Below are 19085 nucleotides of genomic sequence, written 5' to 3' on the forward strand. Positions count from 1 at the left end.
ATTTGAGTGGGCTTCTTTTAATTTTAAAACATAGTCAATTGTAAAAATAGTATATTAGTTAAAAATTTAATTCGGTTTTAAGGGTTTAAGTATAGAGTCTAATATTGAATCAGGTTTTGCTTCTTGATTATTGTTAGGCTCAGAATTAGTATTAGGAGATGAATTAACATCTGGTGGTACTTGTGGTTCAGATTCAGTTTTGTTTTTTGTTTCTTGCTCTGTAAGTACATTTGGTGATGTAGATGTATCTTGTGAACTTGGCAATACATAAGGATAATCTTTAGTTATTGGATTAGGATATGTTTTTTTGATAAACACTCTATTTTGAGTCAAGAATGAAGGCGTATTAGGGCCTGCAATCCTGTTATTAAGTCTATTTACACGAGCAGATATATGAGTAGTACATATGTCCTTAGGCTCAGTTCCTTCAATAAACATTTCTTCAACAAGTCTATCTCCTCTAGGATCTTGACTACATAACGAACTAGGTAATTTACCTGAATCCTTACATACTGTAACATTTACTATTCCGTTAGGCTTTTCTAAATCTTTTATTTCTAATCCTTCATGAGCTTTAGCCATTATCTTTCCCCATAAATTAGCACAGACAGTACCTGAACCACCAATAACTGTTTGTGGTTTATCGTATCCTACCCAAACGGAACCGGAAAGGTAGGGAGATAAACCTGCAAACCATAAATCTTTAGAATCAGTGGAAGTACCAGTCTTACCAGCTACAGGCATATTTCCCCATTTAGCTGGAGCTCCGCCATAATAATTAACTGGGCCTTTTAACATATCATACATAATATATGAGGTTTGAGGAGAAAATACTTGCTTTTGGTGCACTTTACCATCTAAAAGTGTTTTTCCTTTTGCATCAACAACTTTTGTATAGAGAATTGGTTCAGTATATAAGCCACCATTACCAAAGGTACCAAAAGCAGCTGATAATTTGTAAGTATTACCACCATCTCTATCCGCTGGGTCATTTTCAACTTCACCTAAAGCAAGTGCAGATAAAGTTTCAGATTTAGTACCATATACTAAACCTAAATTTCTTCCATAGGCTAATCCTGTTTTTACGCCAATATTGTATTCTGTTATAACAGAAGCAACATTTTTAGAATAAGTTATAGCTTCACGTGGAGATATAAGGCCTAAGTATTCATTAGGTGAATTTTTTGGATCATATGGTTTACCTTTATTATCTAAATAGTGTTTGCCGATATCTACAGGAAGTGGTGCATCATCTATAGATGTTGCAGCCGTAATGATTTTTTGATCTATCCCAGGACCATATACTGTTAATGGTTTAGTAGTTGAACCAATAGAACGTAACTCAGTATAAGCTCTATTATTTGATTGAGGAAGTTGTTTTCCTCTTCCGCCAACCATTGCAAGAACCTTACCATTTCTATAGTCCATTATAGTTGCAGATGCTTGTAATAATGGAACCCCATTCTCATCGTAAGCTTCTGAATTACCAACATTTAAGTTCTTGTAGTTATTTAAGGTATCTTGAGTAAAATGTTGTAAATTCTTATCCATTGTAGTATATATTTTTAAGCCACCATTAAGCATTAATTTTGAAACTTCTTCATCAGTGTATTTATATTTTTCTTTTAAATCTCTTTTTACTTGTGATACAGTAGGGTAAACAAACCATTCATAATTTAATCTATAATCTTTTTTGATTGATTTAAATACTAATTTATTATTATTTAAATCTTGAACTGCTTTAGTGTATTCATTATTTGAGATATAACCTAATTCTTGCATTTTAGATAATACCGTAATTGTTCTATTAATATACCTAGAAGGGTCTTCTTTATTATTATCGTTGAAGGCACTATAATATGTTGGAGCTTGAGTTATACCAGCTAGGTACGCACATTCAATTAAATTTAACTGTTCAGTATTTTTACTAAAGTATAATAGTGATGCGGCTTCAACACCATATACGTGACCTCCAAGAGGTATCGTATTTAAGTAAGCTTGTAAAATTTGATCTTTGGTTAATTTTTCTTCTAAATTCAATGCTAAATAAATTTCTTTAACTTTTCTATTTATACTTACTTCATTAGTTAATATCGTATTTTTTAATAGTTGTTGAGTTAAGGTAGATGCTCCATGTAAACCTTTTTGCCCAGTTAAGATTTTTTTAACATCCATTAAGGCTGCACCTAGGATTCTTTGGATATCTACTCCCTTATGTGTGTAAAAACGCTCGTCTTCTATAGATACAAAAGCATTTTTTAAGTTATCAGGCATTTTATTAGAGGCTATAACATAACGTTCCTCATCAGTATGAAGATTATCCATAAATTCAGCATTGTTATCATATAAGCTTGAAGGCTGATTTAATGATAAAACAGCATCAACATCTAGAGGAGGAGTGCTTTTTATTACTGCAAATAAATATCCAGTAGCAATAACAGAAATTATTAACATAAAAATTAAGAAACTAATTCCGATTTTTTTAAAAATTTTAGAACTAGAATTTTTTTTTCTCATTTTTTTATTTTGAGGCCTCATTTTTTTATTTGGAGTTTTCTCAACTGACATTTTATCCTCCTAAAATCATATAAAATAGCTATAAGGCACATGAAAAAAATAATAGATCAAAGATGCGTCATATATTTGGTGCAAGGGCAAGGAGGCAAGTTCAGTTAATAGCGAGCTATTAACTGAATTTGCCGACGCAGTATGACGCAAAATATGCACACATACTGGTTTATTATTTTTTTGAATGTGCCTTATAATAAATAATATTATTTATCATTATAGCATACTTATAATAAGAGTAAACTAATAACTCAATATAAAGGTGTTTAAAATGAAGTATTATACAAAACGAAAAAAATATAAATATATTCCGAGTATAATTATTATTATAACCTTGCTTATCCTTTTTAATTTAATAACAATGCTTTTTAATAAGAGAGTTGTGCCATCTCTTATAAGAGTATCAGAAATGACAGTAAGATCTAGGGTACTAAATATAATTAATCAAACTAGTATTGATATTTTTTCACAAGAATTTAACTATGAAGATATGATAAAAATACAAAAAGATAATGATGGAAACATAACTCTTATTCAAGCTGATACTGTAAAATTAAACTATCTAATGTCTAAGTTGTCCATGAAGTGTAATAAAGATTTAGAAAATTTAGGCGAAATTAAAGTTAAGATGCCATTAGGATGGATTACAGAAAATACTATTTATTATAACTTAGGTCCCGAAATATCAATAAAAGTTGAAAATTTAGGTAATATTAATGCAAGTTATGAATCAGAGTTTGAAAGTGCTGGAATTAATCAAACAAGACATAGAATCTATCTTAATATTGAATCAAAGATAAGAATAATTTTACCGTTTAAAACTGATGAAGTTGATATAAACACTAAGGTTCCTGTTTCAGATACAATTATAGTAGGCAAAATACCAAGTACTGCAATTGATTTTAAAGGAAATAACAAATAAGGCATATTAAAAAACACAAGATATGTGAATTAAAATTAAGGCTCTGTTTTAAAACCGTGTTGATATTAAAACAGAGCCTTAATTAAAATTTATTTCCAATTAAATACATAAGGAATATTTCTATAAAAATCTCCATAATTTAATCCATAACCAACTACAAAAACATCTTCGATTGTAAAACAGCAATAATCTGGCTTAATATCAACTTTTCTTCTTGATGGTTTATCAAGTAATACACAAGTTTTTATTGAGGTTGCTCCTAATTTTTTTACGTGATTTACAACAAAATCCATTGTTATACCAGTATCAACAATGTCATCAACGATAAGAACATCAAATCCTTTAATATTATCAGGAATATCATTAACTACTTTAACTTTTCCTGAAGACATTTCATCATCACCATAACTTGATGTAGTCATAAATCCTATTTTAGTATTTAAATCTATTTCTCTAACTAAATCAGCAGCATATATAAAGCTACCTCTTAATAAAGATAAAACATAAAGATTCTTATCTTTATAGTCATTAGTAATAACTTTACCTAATTCTTGTATTCTAATATTAATTTTTTCTTTAGAAAAAAGTATATTACGTTTTTTGTTTTCCATACTATTCCATTGCTAAAATCTATAAGATTGTATAAAAATACATATTAAATTACATCATAAAAACTATAATATTATAGATAAATGCAAAAAAATAAATGAATTTAATTTATAGATTTAACAACAGGTCACCTCCTCTAAGTATTATTAATATGGTTATTTATAATAGTTTAATAGTATAAAATATTAAGAATGTTGTCAAGATAGCTCATACCAAAGAAATTATTAGTTATTGAATAACTAATAATAAAATTAAAGATGATGATAAAAAGTGGATAATATAAATATTATAGGTATAATACATATATAGGTGTGTTAGTTTACAAGGAATGATTAATAGTATAAAATTATATGAAAGTTGTCAAGATAGCATTAAGCATTGTAAAATGAATAACTAATCAAAGATTCTTAGAAATTTTTGAACTAGACAAGGAGGCGAAGGCAGTTAATACTGCTGTTATTAGTTGACTTAGAATAGTACAAAAAAGATAAGAATACTAATTTAGTAGTTATTTATTTGGCGATGTTTTATACAATGTTATATCGTTTTATGTGAGGTGGTAATTAAATGATAGATGGTAATATTGATGGCATTAAAAATTTTACTTTAGATGAACTAGAGAAGATTTATTCTATTAGAACATCTAAAGATGAAGTATGTAATGTAGAGATTTTAAATATAATTTCTAGAGTTTCAGGTTCAATTGAAAGAGAAATAAGTGTAGCAATAAATAGAAAAGGAAATGCAATATCAGTTGCTATAGGAGATTCAACATCAGTAGAAGTTCAAGTAATTGATATAAGTGAGAAGAGATTATCTGGAGTCAGAGTAATTCATACTCATCCAAATGGTTATTGTAATTTTTCTGCACTAGATATAACAGCACTTTTAAGGTTAAAATTAGATGCTATTGTATCAGTTGCAATAGTAGATGGTAAGATAAAAGATTTTTCACTTGGAATGCTAAGACTATATAACAATAAGTTAGAATATGATGAACAAATGAATCTTTCATTGGATCAAATAACTTCTATAAATATATTAGAAAAGGTTAGATTTATAGAAAATTTAATTAAAACAAATGATGTCATAGAAGAAACAGAAGAGAAAGCAATATTAGTTGGTTCTGATACAAAAGAAAGTTTAGATGAATTAGCTGAACTTACAACAGCTTGTAATATTCCAGTACTTAAAACTGTGTTCCAAAGCAGAAATAAGATAGACCCAGCATTTTTCATAGGGAGAGGCAAGGTGTTAGAAATTGCTTCAATGAGACAACTTGAAAGGGCAAATGTTATAATATTTGATGATGAGCTTTCAGGATCCCAAGTTAGAAACTTAGAAGGTGCTTTAGGTGCTAAGGTGATTGATAGAACTACTTTGATATTAGAAATATTTGCAACTAGAGCTAAAACTAAAGAAGCTAAAATACAAGTAGAACTTGCACAACTTAAATATAGGTTGAGTAGATTGCAAGGCCTTGGAACTATATTATCAAGAACTGGTGGTGGTATTGGAACTAGAGGACCTGGAGAAAAAAAATTAGAAACAGATAGAAGACATATAATGGAAACTATCTACGATTTAAGAGGAGAACTTAAAAAGGTAAAGAAAACTAGAGAAGTACAAAGAGAAAAGAGAAATAAAGAAAATATTCCTAAAGTATCTCTTGTGGGTTATACTAATGCAGGAAAATCTACTTTAAGAAATACTCTTTGTGATATATGTGCTAGAAAAGATACTCAAGGGAAGGAAAAAGTATTTGAAGCAGATATGCTTTTTGCAACCTTAGATACTACAACAAGAGCTTTAACATTAAAAAATAAGGGATTAATAACTTTAACGGATACAGTTGGATTTGTTAGAAAGCTTCCTCATGATTTAGTTGAAGCATTTAAATCAACATTAGAAGAAGTTATATTTTCAGATCTTTTATGTCATGTAGTAGATGTCTCTTCTGATACTGCTATTGAGCAATATAAAGCAGTAAATGAAGTTTTAGCAGAGTTAAATGCAATAGATAAAGATGGAATATTAGTTTTAAATAAAATAGATAAGGCTAGTGAAAATCAAATAAATGATTTCATGGAATTTATACAAAGCGATGAGAGCATAGAAGAACAAACTATTATTAAAATATCAGCTAAAGAAGGAATAAATTTAGAGGAGTTTTTATCATTAATAGAAGAGAAGCTTCCTTACAATTATAGAAAAGTTGAATTTTTAATTCCTTACGATAAAAGCAGTGTTCAATCATTTTTGCATAGAAATGGAAGAGTTATAAATGAAGAGTATAGAGAAGATGGGACCTTTATGCTTGTAGAAGTAGATGATGAAATATATAACAAAGCTAAGGAATGTGCATTGAACATACTTAGTTAAAAAATGAAAAATTTTAAACTAAATAATAGTTAGTAGTTATTTTGGTAATTACTAACTATTATTTTTTTGTTTAATATTATTATAATTTCGTTAATTTATTAGAAAAAAATTAGAAAAAAATTGTCTGAATATAAAAAAAATTTCAGAAAAACATAAAAAAATGGTATAATATAGAACGGGGGTGATATTATGGCAAATCAAATCAGAATTTCTCCAGAACAAATGAGATCAAGATCAGGAGAATACAAAAGAGAAGCTGAGAATATTGGACAAGTTATTGGTAACATGGACAAATTAATAAACGAGTTACAAAATGAATGGGAAGGTGCAGCAAGTCAATCTTTTGCTACACAATACCAAGATTTAAAACCAAGCTTTCAAAAAATGCAAGAATTAGTAGATACTATTTCTACTCAATTAACACAAACTGCAGCAGCAATGGAAGAAATGGATGATAATATTTCTAAAAGTTTTGGAGTTTAAAGTTTATTAGAAAAAAAGAGGTGATTTATCATCTCTTTTTTTAAAGGTGGGTTATGAAAGATAGAATTTTAATAAAAAGTATTAAAAAAATTAGTATGTTTGTACTATTGATAGGTATTATCCTATCTAATTCTTTTGTGATTTATGCTACAGAGGGATTAAACATAGAGACCGATTCATTAAAAAATAACAATAGTAATTCATATAAATCAATTACAGATATATATCAGATACCATTATTTACCGAAGATGTTACAAATGAAAAAAATGAAGTATTGATAAGAGAAAAAGAAGAAAAAGTTAAATTAAAAAATTATCTTTTTTTAAAAATGTCTGAATCAAGAGATTCTGAAGAAGAATTTACAAAAAAAATTAATAAATATAATTTATTTTCAAAGCAAAAGGAAGAAAGTAAAATAAAGTATTTAAAGAAACAATCTACTATTAATATAGTAACTGTTTCTATTATTGTAGTGTTAAGCATATTAACGGCTATATTTACTACTAAGTACTATAAGTATAAGAATAAGAAAGAAGAGAATTACAGTGAATATAAGAGTTACATTAGATATTAGCACATATAAAAAAGGAATAATTGATATAGAAGTAAATGTTGATCAAATAATTGATGAATGTTTAAGAATAGTTGATGAAAACTTAAATTTAAATTTAAAATTAAAAGAAATAAATTATTGCAAATCTAAAAGAGAGAATAGAATTATCTCTAATTATGGCAGTTTTAAAGAAAACAATATATATACTGGAGATATATTAGAATTTATATAGAGGAAAGATAAAAATGATTAAAAATAAATTTACTAAAAATAACCATAAAAGTAAAGTGGAAAATAAAATTGGTGTTAATATAAAAGACACTATTGAAAAAAAAATAAAAATATCTGATTTAAATGCAAAAAAAGAGAATGAAATTAACAGGTTAGGATATCAAAATAGATATCTTATACCATGTGATTCTAAAATAGATAATGAGGAAGTAATTTTCATATATAACTTAATAGGATTATCTTCATTAAAATGCATACAAAACAACAGAATAGTAGAAAAATTGAGATTTTTAATAAATGTTAGTGATACATTCAGTTTGTTTGATGAATATGTTTTTGATCTTAATCCGGATAATTTATATTATGATTATAATTATTCTGTGAAAATAATGGATAGAGATATTAGAAATTATGATGAAGTAATAAACTGGCAAGATATTGTTTTACAATATAAGAGTTTAATTGGATTATTATTTAATAATAAGTACTCATTTGAAGATTTTTATAATGGTGGGATAGATTTATTAAATAATAACAAATCTTTAAAAAAATATTTTTCATTTAACACTGTTGAAGAAATAAAAAAAGAATTAGTCTCAGATTTGAACAAAAAAATAAAAGATGATAGCGAAAATTATATAGAAATAAAATCTAGAAATTTCAAAATAAAAGATTATTTATTAAAAATAGTATCAGGATTATTTATAGTAGCATTTGCATATGGCATCTATTCTATCACATATCTAAATCCATTTAAGGATTCTATAATAAAAGCTAATAACTATTATTTTAATCAAGATTATGAGGGCGTAATAAAATCACTTGAAGATTCAAAAACATCTAGATTAAGCAAAGAATCAAAATATATGTTAGCACATTCATATATTGTATCTGATAACTTATCGGATACTCAAAAGAAAAACATTTTATTAACAGTATCGTCTAAAAGTGATGAAAATATTTTAGATTATTGGATTTTTTTAGGTAGATCAGATTATGATGAAGCAATAGATTTAGGAAAGAAAATACAAGATAATGAGTTAACTTTATATGCTCTTATAAAAAAGGATAAATTTATTCAAGATGATGATAAGATGTCTGGCGAAGAAAAGCAAAAGATACAAGAGACACTTAAATCTGAAATAGATAAGCTAAGCAAGGAATTAAAAGGTAATGAATCTTTTAAATTTAATACAAATGCTAAAGCTACTGAAGAACAAAATAATAAGACAAGTAATAACACAAATATATTGATTCCAGGTGCTAATTAGGAGGAAAAATGTATTATAAAAATAGCATATTAATTTTTGAAGATGATGCAATAAAAGAAGTCCCATGTGATAAAAAAGTTTATATTACAAATGACTTCAAAGTTGGAAACAATAATAATCACATGGGATATATAGAATGTGATGAAGTAAATAAAAAAGCAACTGTTATAATGAGAAATTCAGAAAAAATAGAATTAGATTCTTATCAAAAGAAGGCGTTTAAAGAAAATGAATCAATTTTAATTATGTATTTTATCAATACAAGAAAAAGAATTTCTACTAAATATAAAAATGCATTAAGAATAGGAGATTTTAAAAATAGTGATATATATTTAACCAAATCTTCAAATCTTAATGTAACAATAGAAAAAGGAAAATTATATTTTTCAGTTGAATCTGAAGTTTATTTAAATGGAAAAAGGTGTAGTAATAATCCAGAAAACTTAGTAGAAGGAGACCTTATTTTTGTTGGTAATATCAAAATAAATTATTATGAAAATTCTTTAATAATTGAGGGCGGAAGAGAATTTTATAAAACTTTACTTAATGAAATAGACTTGAATGAAGAAAAATCAGAAGATTTTCCTAAATATAAAAGATCTCCAAGAATATTTAAAGAAGTTCCGACGGATAAAATTTCATTTAAGAAGCCACCAACTAAATCAGAGCATAAAAAAGGTCAGCTAGCTAAATTAATAGTTCCTCCAATTGTTATGCTTATATTAACAATTGTAATTAGCTTTATAATGCCTAGAGGAATTTACATAATAATGAGTATTGCAGCTACTTCAATGAGTACAGTTTTTGGAATAACTTCATATATAAATGATAAAAAAGAAACTAGTAGAAAAAATAAGTTAAGAGAAGAAGTATACACTAAATATTTACTTGATCTTAGAAAGACTTTAAATAACTTAAGGAAAAAACAAATTGAATCTTTGAGATATCATAATCCAAATTTAAATGAAATAACTAAAATGACTGAATTTTATAATAGTAGAATATATGAAAGAAATAATAATGATGATGATTTTTTAAATATTTGTATAGGAAAATCAGATATAGAACCAAGTTATCAAATGAGTTTTGCAAATGATGCAATAGAAATTGAAAAAGATCCTTTAGTTGAAAATGCAGAAAAGGTGTTTAGGGAATTTAATATAATTAAAGATATGCCATTATCAATAGACTTAAAAAAAGCTCATTTGGGTATAGTAGGCGAAAAAAAATATGTGCATGAACAACTAAATTTGATTTTTACACAACTAACATTTTTTCAAAGTTATCATGATATAGAGATAATATTATTGAGTAATGAAGACTATAAAGAGCAATTTAAATGGTTAAGTTGGTATCCTCATTTTAAAATAAAATCAATAAATGTTACAGGAATCATAGATACAGAAAGAGTTAGAGATCAGGTATTAGGTAATATTTCAAAAATAATTAAAGATAGAAAAATAAAACAAGAAGAAGAGAAAAAAGAAGGGGTATTTTTACCACACTATATATTTATAATAGATGAACCTAAATTAGTTATCAACCACTCAATAATGGAATATTTACAAGAAAAAGAATCTAAATTAGGTTTTTCAATAATATATACAACTAATTTAAAGGCTAATTTACCTGAAAATATTAAAAGTATTTTTACTATTGATAATTATCAAGAAGGTACACTTATATTAAATGAAGGTATATTAGTTAATAAGAAGATAAAATTAAATCATGTAGATATAGATATAAGCTTTTTATCAAGGAGATTAGCTTGTTTAGAGCATATAAAGGGTATGTCTAATAAAATTCCAGACAGTATAACATTTTTTGATATGTATAAAGTAAGCCAAGCAAAAGAATTAAATGTAAAACAAAGATGGGATAAAAATTTAGCTTATAAAACATTAGCAGTCCCTTTAGGGGTTAGAGGAAAAGATGATTATGTGTATTTAAATTTACATGAAAAAGCGCATGGACCTCATGGACTTATTGCAGGAACTACAGGGTCAGGTAAAAGTGAAATAATTCAATCATACATATTATCATTAGCAGTTAATTTCCATCCATATGAAGTTGGATTTTTATTAATAGACTACAAAGGTGGAGGAATGGCTGGATTATTTAAAAATCTTCCTCATTTATTAGGAACTATAACGAATTTAGATGGTTCTGGAAGTATGAGAGCAATGGCATCAATTAAAAGTGAATTATCAAGAAGACAACAAATATTTAGTAGATATGGAGTAAATCATATTAACCAATATAATAAATTATTCAGAAATGGTGAAAGTGATGAACCTATGCCACATTTATTTTTAATTTCAGATGAGTTTGCAGAATTAAAAAAAGAACAACCAGATTTTATGAGTGAACTAGTAAGTGCAGCGCGTATAGGAAGAAGTTTAGGAATACATTTAATTCTAGCTACTCAAAAGCCATCAGGTGTTGTTGATGATCAAATATGGAGTAATTCAAGGTTCAAATTAGCATTAAAAGTTCAAAATCAATCTGATAGTAATGAAGTAATTAAAACACCAGATGCTGCTAACATAACTCAACCAGGTAGAGCATATTTACAAGTAGGAAATAATGAAATATATGAATTATTTCAATCAGCTTGGAGTGGTGCTACATATGAAAATGATGATGATAATAAAGAGTTTATAGATAATAGAGTTTATATAATTAATAGTTTAGGACAAAGTGAATTATTAAATGAAGATTTAAGCGAAGTAACAGATGAATCTAAGGTTAGTGAAACAGAGTTAGATGTAACAATAAACTATATGCAAGATTTATTTAAACAACTTAACTTAAAAAATGTAAAAAAACCTTGGTTACCACCCTTAGAAGAAAAAATAGTTTCTCCTCATATAATCTTTGAAGAGATACAAGATGTATCCAATATAGAAAAGTTATCATTGAGTGCAGAAATTGGTATTGTAGATATACCAGAAAATCAATTACAAGCAGAATATATAATTGATTTTAGTAAAGACGGTAATTGCGCAATATTTGCTTCAACAGGATTTGGAAAAACTATAACTTTAACAACTATTATCTTTACATTAGCATTTAAGAATTCTCCTAAAAATCTTCAACTTTTTATACTTGATTTTGGTAATTCTGCATTAATTCCTATGAAAGATTTACCTCATACACGAGATTATATAAAATTTGATGATTCAGAGAAATTTTTTAAACTTATACATTTAATAGAAAAAGAAATTAAAAATAGAAAATTGCTTTTAGGAGAGAAAAGTGTTGCGAATTTCAGTATGTACAATGAAGTTAGTGAAGAGAAATTACCAGCATTATTTATAATAATTGATAATTACGATGTTATAAAAGAATTTGGATTAGAAGCAGAAGATTTTATACAAAAAGTAACTAGAGATGGTGCAGGATTAGGAATATATACTATAGTTACAGCATCGCGTCAAGGTGCAATAAAATATTCTATTTTTAATAACTTTAAAAATAAAATAGCACATTATTTATTTGATGAGACAGAAATAAATTCACTTATAGGAAGATCAATCTACAAGTTATATGATATACCAGGAAAGGCAATGGTCAAACTGGAAAATCCAAATATAATGCAAGTATATTCTTCAGTTGATTTTGAGGATGATATTGATTATACAAATGGTGTTATTGATATGATAGAGAGATTTAATGAACTGTACACTGGTGATAAGTTAGAAGGAATTAGAATGTTACCAGAAGTTCTCAAAATTTCACATCTTAAAGAACTTACAAATGATAAGGATATGGAAAAGAAAATTCCTATAGGGCTTGATGCAGAAAATGTAACAAGTCAATTTATAGAATTAAATGGTGGAGTAAGATTAATTATAGGACCACAGCAATCAGGAAAAACAAATCTTATAAAGCTTATTATTGAATTAAAAGGAAACATTGAAACTTATGTATTTGATTCAGAATTTGGAGATCTCTATCAATCTAAAGAATATGTAAACCAATATATAACAGAATCTGAAGAAGCTAAAATATTTTTAAACAACATGATAGAGATAACTAATAAGAGAAGAAGTGACTTTGAAGAATATAGAAGTAAAGAAACAGGAATAGCTCAAAAGATATACTTTAATTCATTATCTCCAGTTATGGTTTTAATAGAAGATTTAGATAATTTTATTGAAATACTTAAGAATACAAGAGTTAGTAGTGTAGAAAAAATATTAGAAGATTCAATGAATGTCGGAGTAACATTTATTGGGACTACTCAATCAAGTAAGTTTAAGGGTTATGATGAAGTAACAAAAATGTTTAAAAATACAATAAACGCAGTTATTTTAGATACGCCAAACGAACAAACGATTCTTAATGTTCCGAGAGTTAAAAAACAAAAACTACCTATTGACTTTGCTTATATGTTAAATAAAGGAGAAGTGGAATTAATTAAAATTCCTAAATCCTATAACTAAAAGAAAACAATGTTATGTATAAATATCAAATGAAAAAGTTATTATTTTAGGTAAGCCAATTAATAAAAAGGGGGAATTTAAAATTTGAAAGATAAAGCAATATCTTTTCTGAAAATTTTAATTGTTGTTATTGTATTTTCCGGGATATCTTTTTTTGCTGGGAGACAAATGCAGGAAAAAGAGTTTTTAACACAAGCTCAAAAAAGTAAAGATGAATCTACAACTATTGCTGTTGTAAATCAAGATTCAGGAATTACTTACAATAATAAAGAAGTAAATTATGCATTGGACATGGTTAATTCTTTAGATCATGATTTTGTACTTACTAATAGAGAATCAGCAAAAAAAGGATTAGAAGATGGGAAATATGGTGGGATAATAACTCTTCCAGGGAACTTTTCAACAAATGTAATTTCAGTAAATGATATTACACCATCAAAAGTTGATATGTATTATCAGACAAATAAAAAATTAACTAATGATAATAAACTTATAGTAGAAGGAAGAATTTCAGATTTTGAGAAAAAGCTAAATAACAAATTAAGTTATATGTATGTTTCTTCTATGTTTAAGGAATTGCATCAAGGTCAAGATGCCATATCTGTAGTATTAAGTAATGATAACTCAGATTTAGAAGCTATTAATGCTATAAGTGATAGTGATCTTTTAGCTTCAATAGATATAACTGAATTAGAAAACTTAGACGTTAACTTAGAAGATTTAGATTTAACTGAAAATTTTAATACTAATAAAAAGATAATTGAAGAAATTGACGAAGAATACAAAAATCGTATATTAGCTAAAGATGATAGTTTATCAGAAATAAAAAGCGAAGTATTAAAACTAACAGGAAGTAGTGATTCATCATTGCAATCATTTAGGAATGAAATAAAAAATATGACTCCTGAACAGTTAAAAGAAGCATTAACTAAAAAGCATCAATACAAATATTCTAATTTATCAGATGATTATAATAAAAATATAGATGAAGTAAATAAATACATAGAAGATTTAACTAAAGAAAATGGTGAAATTGATACTTTAATAAAAAAATATAATAATAATGTACTATCATCTATAAATAGTAAAGGCATAAAAGCCATTGATAAATGTGAAAGTAAACTTGAAGCTATTGATAATTTAGCTAAAAATAATAATGATAATATTCAAACTAATGTTATTAATAAGTTAAAAGAGTTAACTCTTAATATTAATAGCTTAAATAAAAGTGACATTAAGAAACAATCATTAAATGAAGAATATTTATTATATTCTCAAATGATAGAAGAATTAAAAAATACAAATCCAAGTGAATTAGAACGTATTTATAATAATGTCATGAGTAGAAATAACGTAGATTATAAGAAAATATTAAAGACTCCAACTAATCAGGTATTAGAGAATAATAATTTTGTTAATGCTGATGATTTTAAAGGATATATGTTTTCATCAACAATGCCACAAGAAGAACAAGTTTCAGCTGTAAATAGAGCAGATAACTATAAAAATATTGAACCAAGTTCTGTTGCAAGTAACAATATTCAAAATCTAAATGAAGTAGTTAGTAATTTAGAAAATGTTAAAAATGATTTTCATGATATGCAAATGTCAGTAGATTTAATAAGAACAGATTCAAATTACAAATATTTAAATAGACTATTTAATAAAGATTCAAATTTATTTACTGAATTACAATTAGATAAAGAATTTATTACTCCATTAAAAGAAAAAGTTAAAAATAGTAATACAAATAAATTACTAGAGACTATAAAAACTAATAATAAAATAATGGCAGATGACGTTAAATTTAAGGTTCAAACTCAAGTTGAAAAAGTAATATCTGAAGAAGGTTCATTAGACATAAATGGAATCTTAAAGATGTTTGATGAAAAATACACTAAAAGGTTTGATGACCTTATAATTAAAATTAATGAAAAAGCATCAACACCTTCATCAATAAATGAAGATGAAAAGACAATGAAAGAAATTTGGAATAAGTACGATAATTCAAATAAAAACATTACTAATATCATTAATACTAAGCTTGATAATGATAGAGAGCACTTAGAAAAAGTATATGAAAATTCTGATATAGATGTAAGAAAGATGCAAGACAGTATGCAACAAAATATCGAAGAATCACAAAATAAAATATCAGAAGCATTAGAAAGTGCTAAATCTACCAAAGAAGAGACAATCTATAGTAATTCAGAAAAATTACAATCATTATCTACTGTATTATCAAATTCAAGAGTTGGAACAGTAGAAAATACTGAGGTATATAACTTTATAACCAACCCAGTATCAACAATACAAACAGAAAATCTTGCTACTAATATTAAAAATACAAATGAAGATGAAAGTAACAAATATATTAAATATATTTTAGCAGTTGTGCTTTTAGCTTTAGGTAGTATATTAGCAAGGTTAGTACTTAATAAACAAAAAATAATAAAATAACTTAGAAATAAATATATTGGCATACCTAAATTAATTTATATCTCTATGTGGTTAAAAAGATAAACCACATAGAGAATTATTATATTAAAAACTAAATTAAAAATTATAAAAACATAGAATTAGAGAGGAGAGGGGTATGAGTAGCAAGTCTTATTATAAAAAAAGATGATAGAATATAAAAGTGCAAAAAATGAGCTTAGTAAGTCAGAATGAATACAACAAATTATAATCAAGAAAAGTTAGGCTCATTGTCATTGATATTATCAAATTCAAGAGTAGGAACAGTAGAAAATATTGATATATATAACTTTATGATAAATTCTGTATCAGCAATACAAACATGGATATTGGAAAGATATAATTAATACAGTAAAAAATAATAATAAATTGAAGAGTGTAACAGTGGCTGTTTAGAAGATATAGATTAATAATAAAGAAAGTGGGAGAAATGAGATGGCAGAGGGAACTGAAATCAAAGTTAATGAATCAGATTTTAATAATGCAATTCAAAAAATTGATAAATTAATTAAAGATTTATGTAATGAATATAAAAATATTGCAAAACATAATGAAGCACTTGCTATGGCATGGACAGGAAAAGCTGGAGATGCTTTTTTAAAAGCAGCATATTCACTTGAAAGACAATATGCTCAAGTCATAGCTAAGTTAAAAGTCAATAAAGAAGATTTAGAAAAAGCTAAGGAAGCATTCTTAAAGGAAGATAATTATATTGCTGGCTTAATGGGGGCGGTAATAGCAGGCGGTATAGGAACAAGTGCCGCAAAAGTAGCAGGAGAGTGTGCAACATCAGTAAAATAAGGAATAGATAAATTTTAATTAGAAATATAAAAAATAAGTAAAATATAGTCAAAAAGGAGAAGTTGTATGGGATGTCGTTGTAATGATATATCAGATTGTAAAAATGATATAGAGGTTTTAGGTACAGGGAAAGGTTATATAAAAGAGCTAATTGAATTAGATCAAGAAGGCGAAGAAAAACTTAATTTACTTGCAAATTTGTGTGAAGCAACCTTTACAGCTGATAATATAGATGGACTTAAAAGTGAAGAAAAAAAATTAAATGATATATTAGCAGAGACTTTATCAGATTTAAAAATAAGAGTGGAAAGAAAGATAGATGATTTAAGAGATGAGTTAACACATTTAAAAAGAGAGGACAAGCATTATCATGAACGACATCATCATAATCATGATTAAAACACGAAGAGAGGATAATACATGAGATTAGATATAAAAGTTTTAAGTGAGACAATTACAGAATATAATAATTTATTTAATAAATTAGAAGAAACTAAAACAGGATTAGAGGAAGCAGTATCAACACTAACTGCAAATGGATGGTCTGGAACAGCAAAGATATCATATGAACAAGCTTTTGAATACACAATGCATTGTTATAAACAATTTGAAGAAGATTTTGTTAAGCGAATGAAAAAGGTTCTAGAAAAGGACACAAAAGCTAGGGCAAGCGCCTTGAAAAACAGATGTGAAGATTTTGAAAATTGTATTTTAGGAAGCGAAAAAGGAATTTATGGTGAAGATTGTGGAGGAACGAGCGGAATTATTTCATTAGAATATGACAATGTAACTAAGATAGGAGAAAATACTACAGATATAACTTTTGATCTAGTACAGAAAGAACAAAATAAATTGAGAGATATTAGTGATACAATAAGAAAACATGGATGGTTTTCTAATGGAGGATTAAGATATTGCTCATTTAATGTTGATAATGAAGTATCACAATGTGCAACCGTAATAAATAAAGAAAAAGAAAGAATTGCTAATTTTAATCAGTCCTTTGGTAGATATTATAATGGAATACAAAGCATGGAAGATACAGTGGCAAGTGGATTGAAAATATTAATTGATGATGTAGCAAAAGATGTAACAAGGGATTATTACACCCCTATAGATTGTAATTCAAATAATTATGATTGGGATAGAATAAAAGGTTTAATGGAATTAGATCCAGATTTAATTAGTAATGATGATTATGATGACTTGATGAAGATATATACTAAGATGGCAGATGACGATGATAAAGCTAGTATGGAACGATTTATAGAAAATTCGTATATCTATATAGGACCACAAAATGCACAAAGAGATTTACCTTTAGACTGTTACACAATAAGTCCAGTTTACAAAGAAATGTCAAATCGATATAAACTAATGGCAGAGTTAATGGTAGAAGGAGCAGGCAATAGTATTTTATCAGAAAAATCAAGTGAGGAGTCTAAGAAGATAAGAAAATATATATCCAACTCAGATATATTAAGCAGTGTTATTAAACATGCAAGTGTAGTAGATGCAAGTACTATAGAGTCAGGTCACAAAATAGATGTTACTATAAAGGGTCATCAAATTTATAAGAATAATGATTATGAAGGAAATAATTATGATATATCAATAAACGGTAAAATACCAAAGGCAAAAGATGAAGATACTAATATTAAGTTTACTGTTTTTGAATTGAGTGATACACAAAATGATAACATAGCTAAAGCAACTCAAGATAAATTAAAATCAATGAAAAAAGATCTTACGGATGTAGTGGAGGATGTTGGAAAGGATTATGTAAAAGGAAAAGTAACAGATTTTATGGAAGATAGCGTTAAGGATGTTGTTAAAGGAATAGCACCTAAGGCTGCCGGATATGTAGGTGTTGCAGCAGATGTATTAAATGCACTTAATGATATTAATGAAAAGTATACAGAAGTACAAGATGAAAATAAGGGCTTAAATCATTCAGCAAATATGATAGATATAGGAAGGTATACTGATGCATTAGCTATAAATAGTTCAGTATCTGTTGGTGAAGGTAAAGATGGAACAGCAGAATTAGAAAGTACTTATGTAAATTTGGACGAAACTAAGTTTAGAATTTGGTATTATAGAAATCATGGAGACGAAAATGGTTCTGGTGTAAAAAAAGGTGATACTTCTATAGAAAATTATGTAAATTGGTATGAGGGTGGTGGAAAAAAACATATTGAACAGAGAAGAGATGCTGAGAAGATACAAACTGACTATAAGAAAAGCGAAGAAAGTGAAATTAAATCATTAAAAGAATTATTGCAAGGTAGTGATGTAAAAAGTGATGTGATCGAATCAGTAGATAAATAATATAACT

14 protein-coding genes are annotated in these 19085 nt (G+C 26.6%); 12 read left to right on the top strand and 2 right to left on the bottom strand.

Annotated features, from left to right (window positions below):
- Window positions 1-66 precede the first annotated feature (66 nt).
- Window positions 67-2568 carry a transglycosylase domain-containing protein gene (locus BM027_RS12520; RefSeq protein ID WP_090092330.1) on the bottom strand — a complete coding sequence of 834 codons (2502 nt, stop codon included), beginning with the start codon at window positions 2566-2568 and terminating at the stop codon, window positions 67-69.
- Window positions 2569-2839: 271 nt separating this feature from the next.
- Between BM027_RS12520 and yunB the strand changes: the two genes are divergently transcribed.
- Window positions 2840-3490 carry a sporulation protein YunB gene (gene yunB / locus BM027_RS12525; RefSeq protein WP_090092332.1) on the top strand — a complete coding sequence of 217 codons (651 nt, stop codon included), beginning with the start codon at window positions 2840-2842 and terminating at the stop codon, window positions 3488-3490.
- Between the two features lie 89 nt (window positions 3491-3579).
- Here the strand turns inward: yunB and hpt are convergent, their stop codons facing one another.
- Window positions 3580-4101, bottom strand: a complete 522-nt coding sequence (gene hpt / locus BM027_RS12530; protein WP_090092335.1) for a hypoxanthine phosphoribosyltransferase — start codon at window positions 4099-4101, stop codon at window positions 3580-3582.
- 565 nt (window positions 4102-4666) lie between these two features.
- On the opposite strand from hpt, the gene hflX reads away from it, so the two are divergent.
- From hflX to BM027_RS12580, 11 genes are all read left to right on the top strand, one after another.
- Window positions 4667-6481: a GTPase HflX gene (gene hflX / locus BM027_RS12535; RefSeq protein WP_090092338.1), complete on the top strand. Its 1815-nt coding sequence runs from the start codon at window positions 4667-4669 to the stop codon at window positions 6479-6481.
- Between the two features lie 189 nt (window positions 6482-6670).
- Window positions 6671-6964, top strand: coding sequence for a WXG100 family type VII secretion target (locus BM027_RS12540; protein ID WP_090092339.1), 294 nt, complete (start codon window positions 6671-6673; stop codon window positions 6962-6964).
- A 53-nt stretch (window positions 6965-7017) separates the two neighbouring features.
- Window positions 7018-7539 carry a hypothetical protein gene (locus tag BM027_RS12545; RefSeq protein WP_090092342.1) on the top strand — a complete coding sequence of 174 codons (522 nt, stop codon included), beginning with the start codon at window positions 7018-7020 and terminating at the stop codon, window positions 7537-7539.
- Complete coding sequence (locus BM027_RS12550) at window positions 7511-7750, top strand: hypothetical protein (RefSeq protein WP_090092344.1); 240 nt, start codon at window positions 7511-7513, stop codon at window positions 7748-7750. Before BM027_RS12545 ends, BM027_RS12550 begins: the two co-directional genes overlap by 29 nt.
- Window positions 7751-7763: 13 nt before the next feature.
- Window positions 7764-9020, top strand: a complete 1257-nt coding sequence (locus BM027_RS12555) for a type VII secretion protein EssB/YukC (RefSeq protein WP_090092346.1) — start codon at window positions 7764-7766, stop codon at window positions 9018-9020.
- Between the two features lie 8 nt (window positions 9021-9028).
- A complete protein-coding gene (gene essC, locus BM027_RS12560; protein WP_090092350.1) occupies window positions 9029-13468 on the top strand; it encodes a type VII secretion protein EssC in 4440 nt (1479 codons plus the stop codon).
- A gap of 84 nt (window positions 13469-13552) precedes the next feature.
- On the top strand, window positions 13553-15928 hold the full coding sequence (locus BM027_RS12565; protein WP_090092353.1) for a YhgE/Pip domain-containing protein: 2376 nt from the start codon (window positions 13553-13555) through the stop codon (window positions 15926-15928).
- A gap of 209 nt (window positions 15929-16137) precedes the next feature.
- Window positions 16138-16293 (top strand): hypothetical protein, encoded by a 156-nt coding sequence (locus BM027_RS18260; RefSeq protein WP_175559985.1) that lies wholly within the window; start codon window positions 16138-16140, stop codon window positions 16291-16293.
- An 88-nt stretch (window positions 16294-16381) separates the two neighbouring features.
- Window positions 16382-16747, top strand: coding sequence for a WXG100 family type VII secretion target (locus BM027_RS12570; protein ID WP_090092356.1), 366 nt, complete (start codon window positions 16382-16384; stop codon window positions 16745-16747).
- 66 nt (window positions 16748-16813) lie between these two features.
- The gene (locus BM027_RS12575; protein WP_090092358.1) at window positions 16814-17146 is read left to right on the top strand and encodes a hypothetical protein; all 333 of its coding nucleotides are present in this window, start codon (window positions 16814-16816) and stop codon (window positions 17144-17146) included.
- Between the two features lie 21 nt (window positions 17147-17167).
- Entirely contained in the window at window positions 17168-19078 is a 1911-nt protein-coding gene (locus tag BM027_RS12580; protein ID WP_090092361.1) for a hypothetical protein, read from the top strand.
- The last annotated feature ends 7 nt before the right edge of the window (window positions 19079-19085 follow it).

Origin of the sequence: Clostridium uliginosum (assembly GCF_900112485.1) — a bacterium.
In the GTDB taxonomy this organism is placed as follows: Bacteria; Bacillota; Clostridia; order Clostridiales; family Clostridiaceae; genus Clostridium; species Clostridium uliginosum.

Bases quoted from the DNA above. Each gene is read 5' to 3' on its own strand.
- hflX (WP_090092338.1), top strand. From the start codon at position 4,667: ATGATAGATGGTAATATTGATGGCATTAAAAATTTTACTTTAGATGAA.
- BM027_RS18260 (WP_175559985.1), top strand. From the start codon at position 16,138: ATGAATACAACAAATTATAATCAAGAAAAGTTAGGCTCATTGTCATTG.
- BM027_RS12580 (WP_090092361.1), top strand. From the start codon at position 17,168: ATGAGATTAGATATAAAAGTTTTAAGTGAGACAATTACAGAATATAAT.
- essC (WP_090092350.1), top strand. From the start codon at position 9,029: ATGTATTATAAAAATAGCATATTAATTTTTGAAGATGATGCAATAAAA.
- BM027_RS12540 (WP_090092339.1), top strand. From the start codon at position 6,671: ATGGCAAATCAAATCAGAATTTCTCCAGAACAAATGAGATCAAGATCA.
- BM027_RS12520 (WP_090092330.1), bottom strand. From the start codon at position 2,568: ATGTCAGTTGAGAAAACTCCAAATAAAAAAATGAGGCCTCAAAATAAA.
- BM027_RS12570 (WP_090092356.1), top strand. From the start codon at position 16,382: ATGGCAGAGGGAACTGAAATCAAAGTTAATGAATCAGATTTTAATAAT.
- BM027_RS12555 (WP_090092346.1), top strand. From the start codon at position 7,764: ATGATTAAAAATAAATTTACTAAAAATAACCATAAAAGTAAAGTGGAA.
- BM027_RS12545 (WP_090092342.1), top strand. From the start codon at position 7,018: ATGAAAGATAGAATTTTAATAAAAAGTATTAAAAAAATTAGTATGTTT.
- yunB (WP_090092332.1), top strand. From the start codon at position 2,840: ATGAAGTATTATACAAAACGAAAAAAATATAAATATATTCCGAGTATA.
- BM027_RS12575 (WP_090092358.1), top strand. From the start codon at position 16,814: ATGGGATGTCGTTGTAATGATATATCAGATTGTAAAAATGATATAGAG.
- hpt (WP_090092335.1), bottom strand. From the start codon at position 4,101: ATGGAAAACAAAAAACGTAATATACTTTTTTCTAAAGAAAAAATTAAT.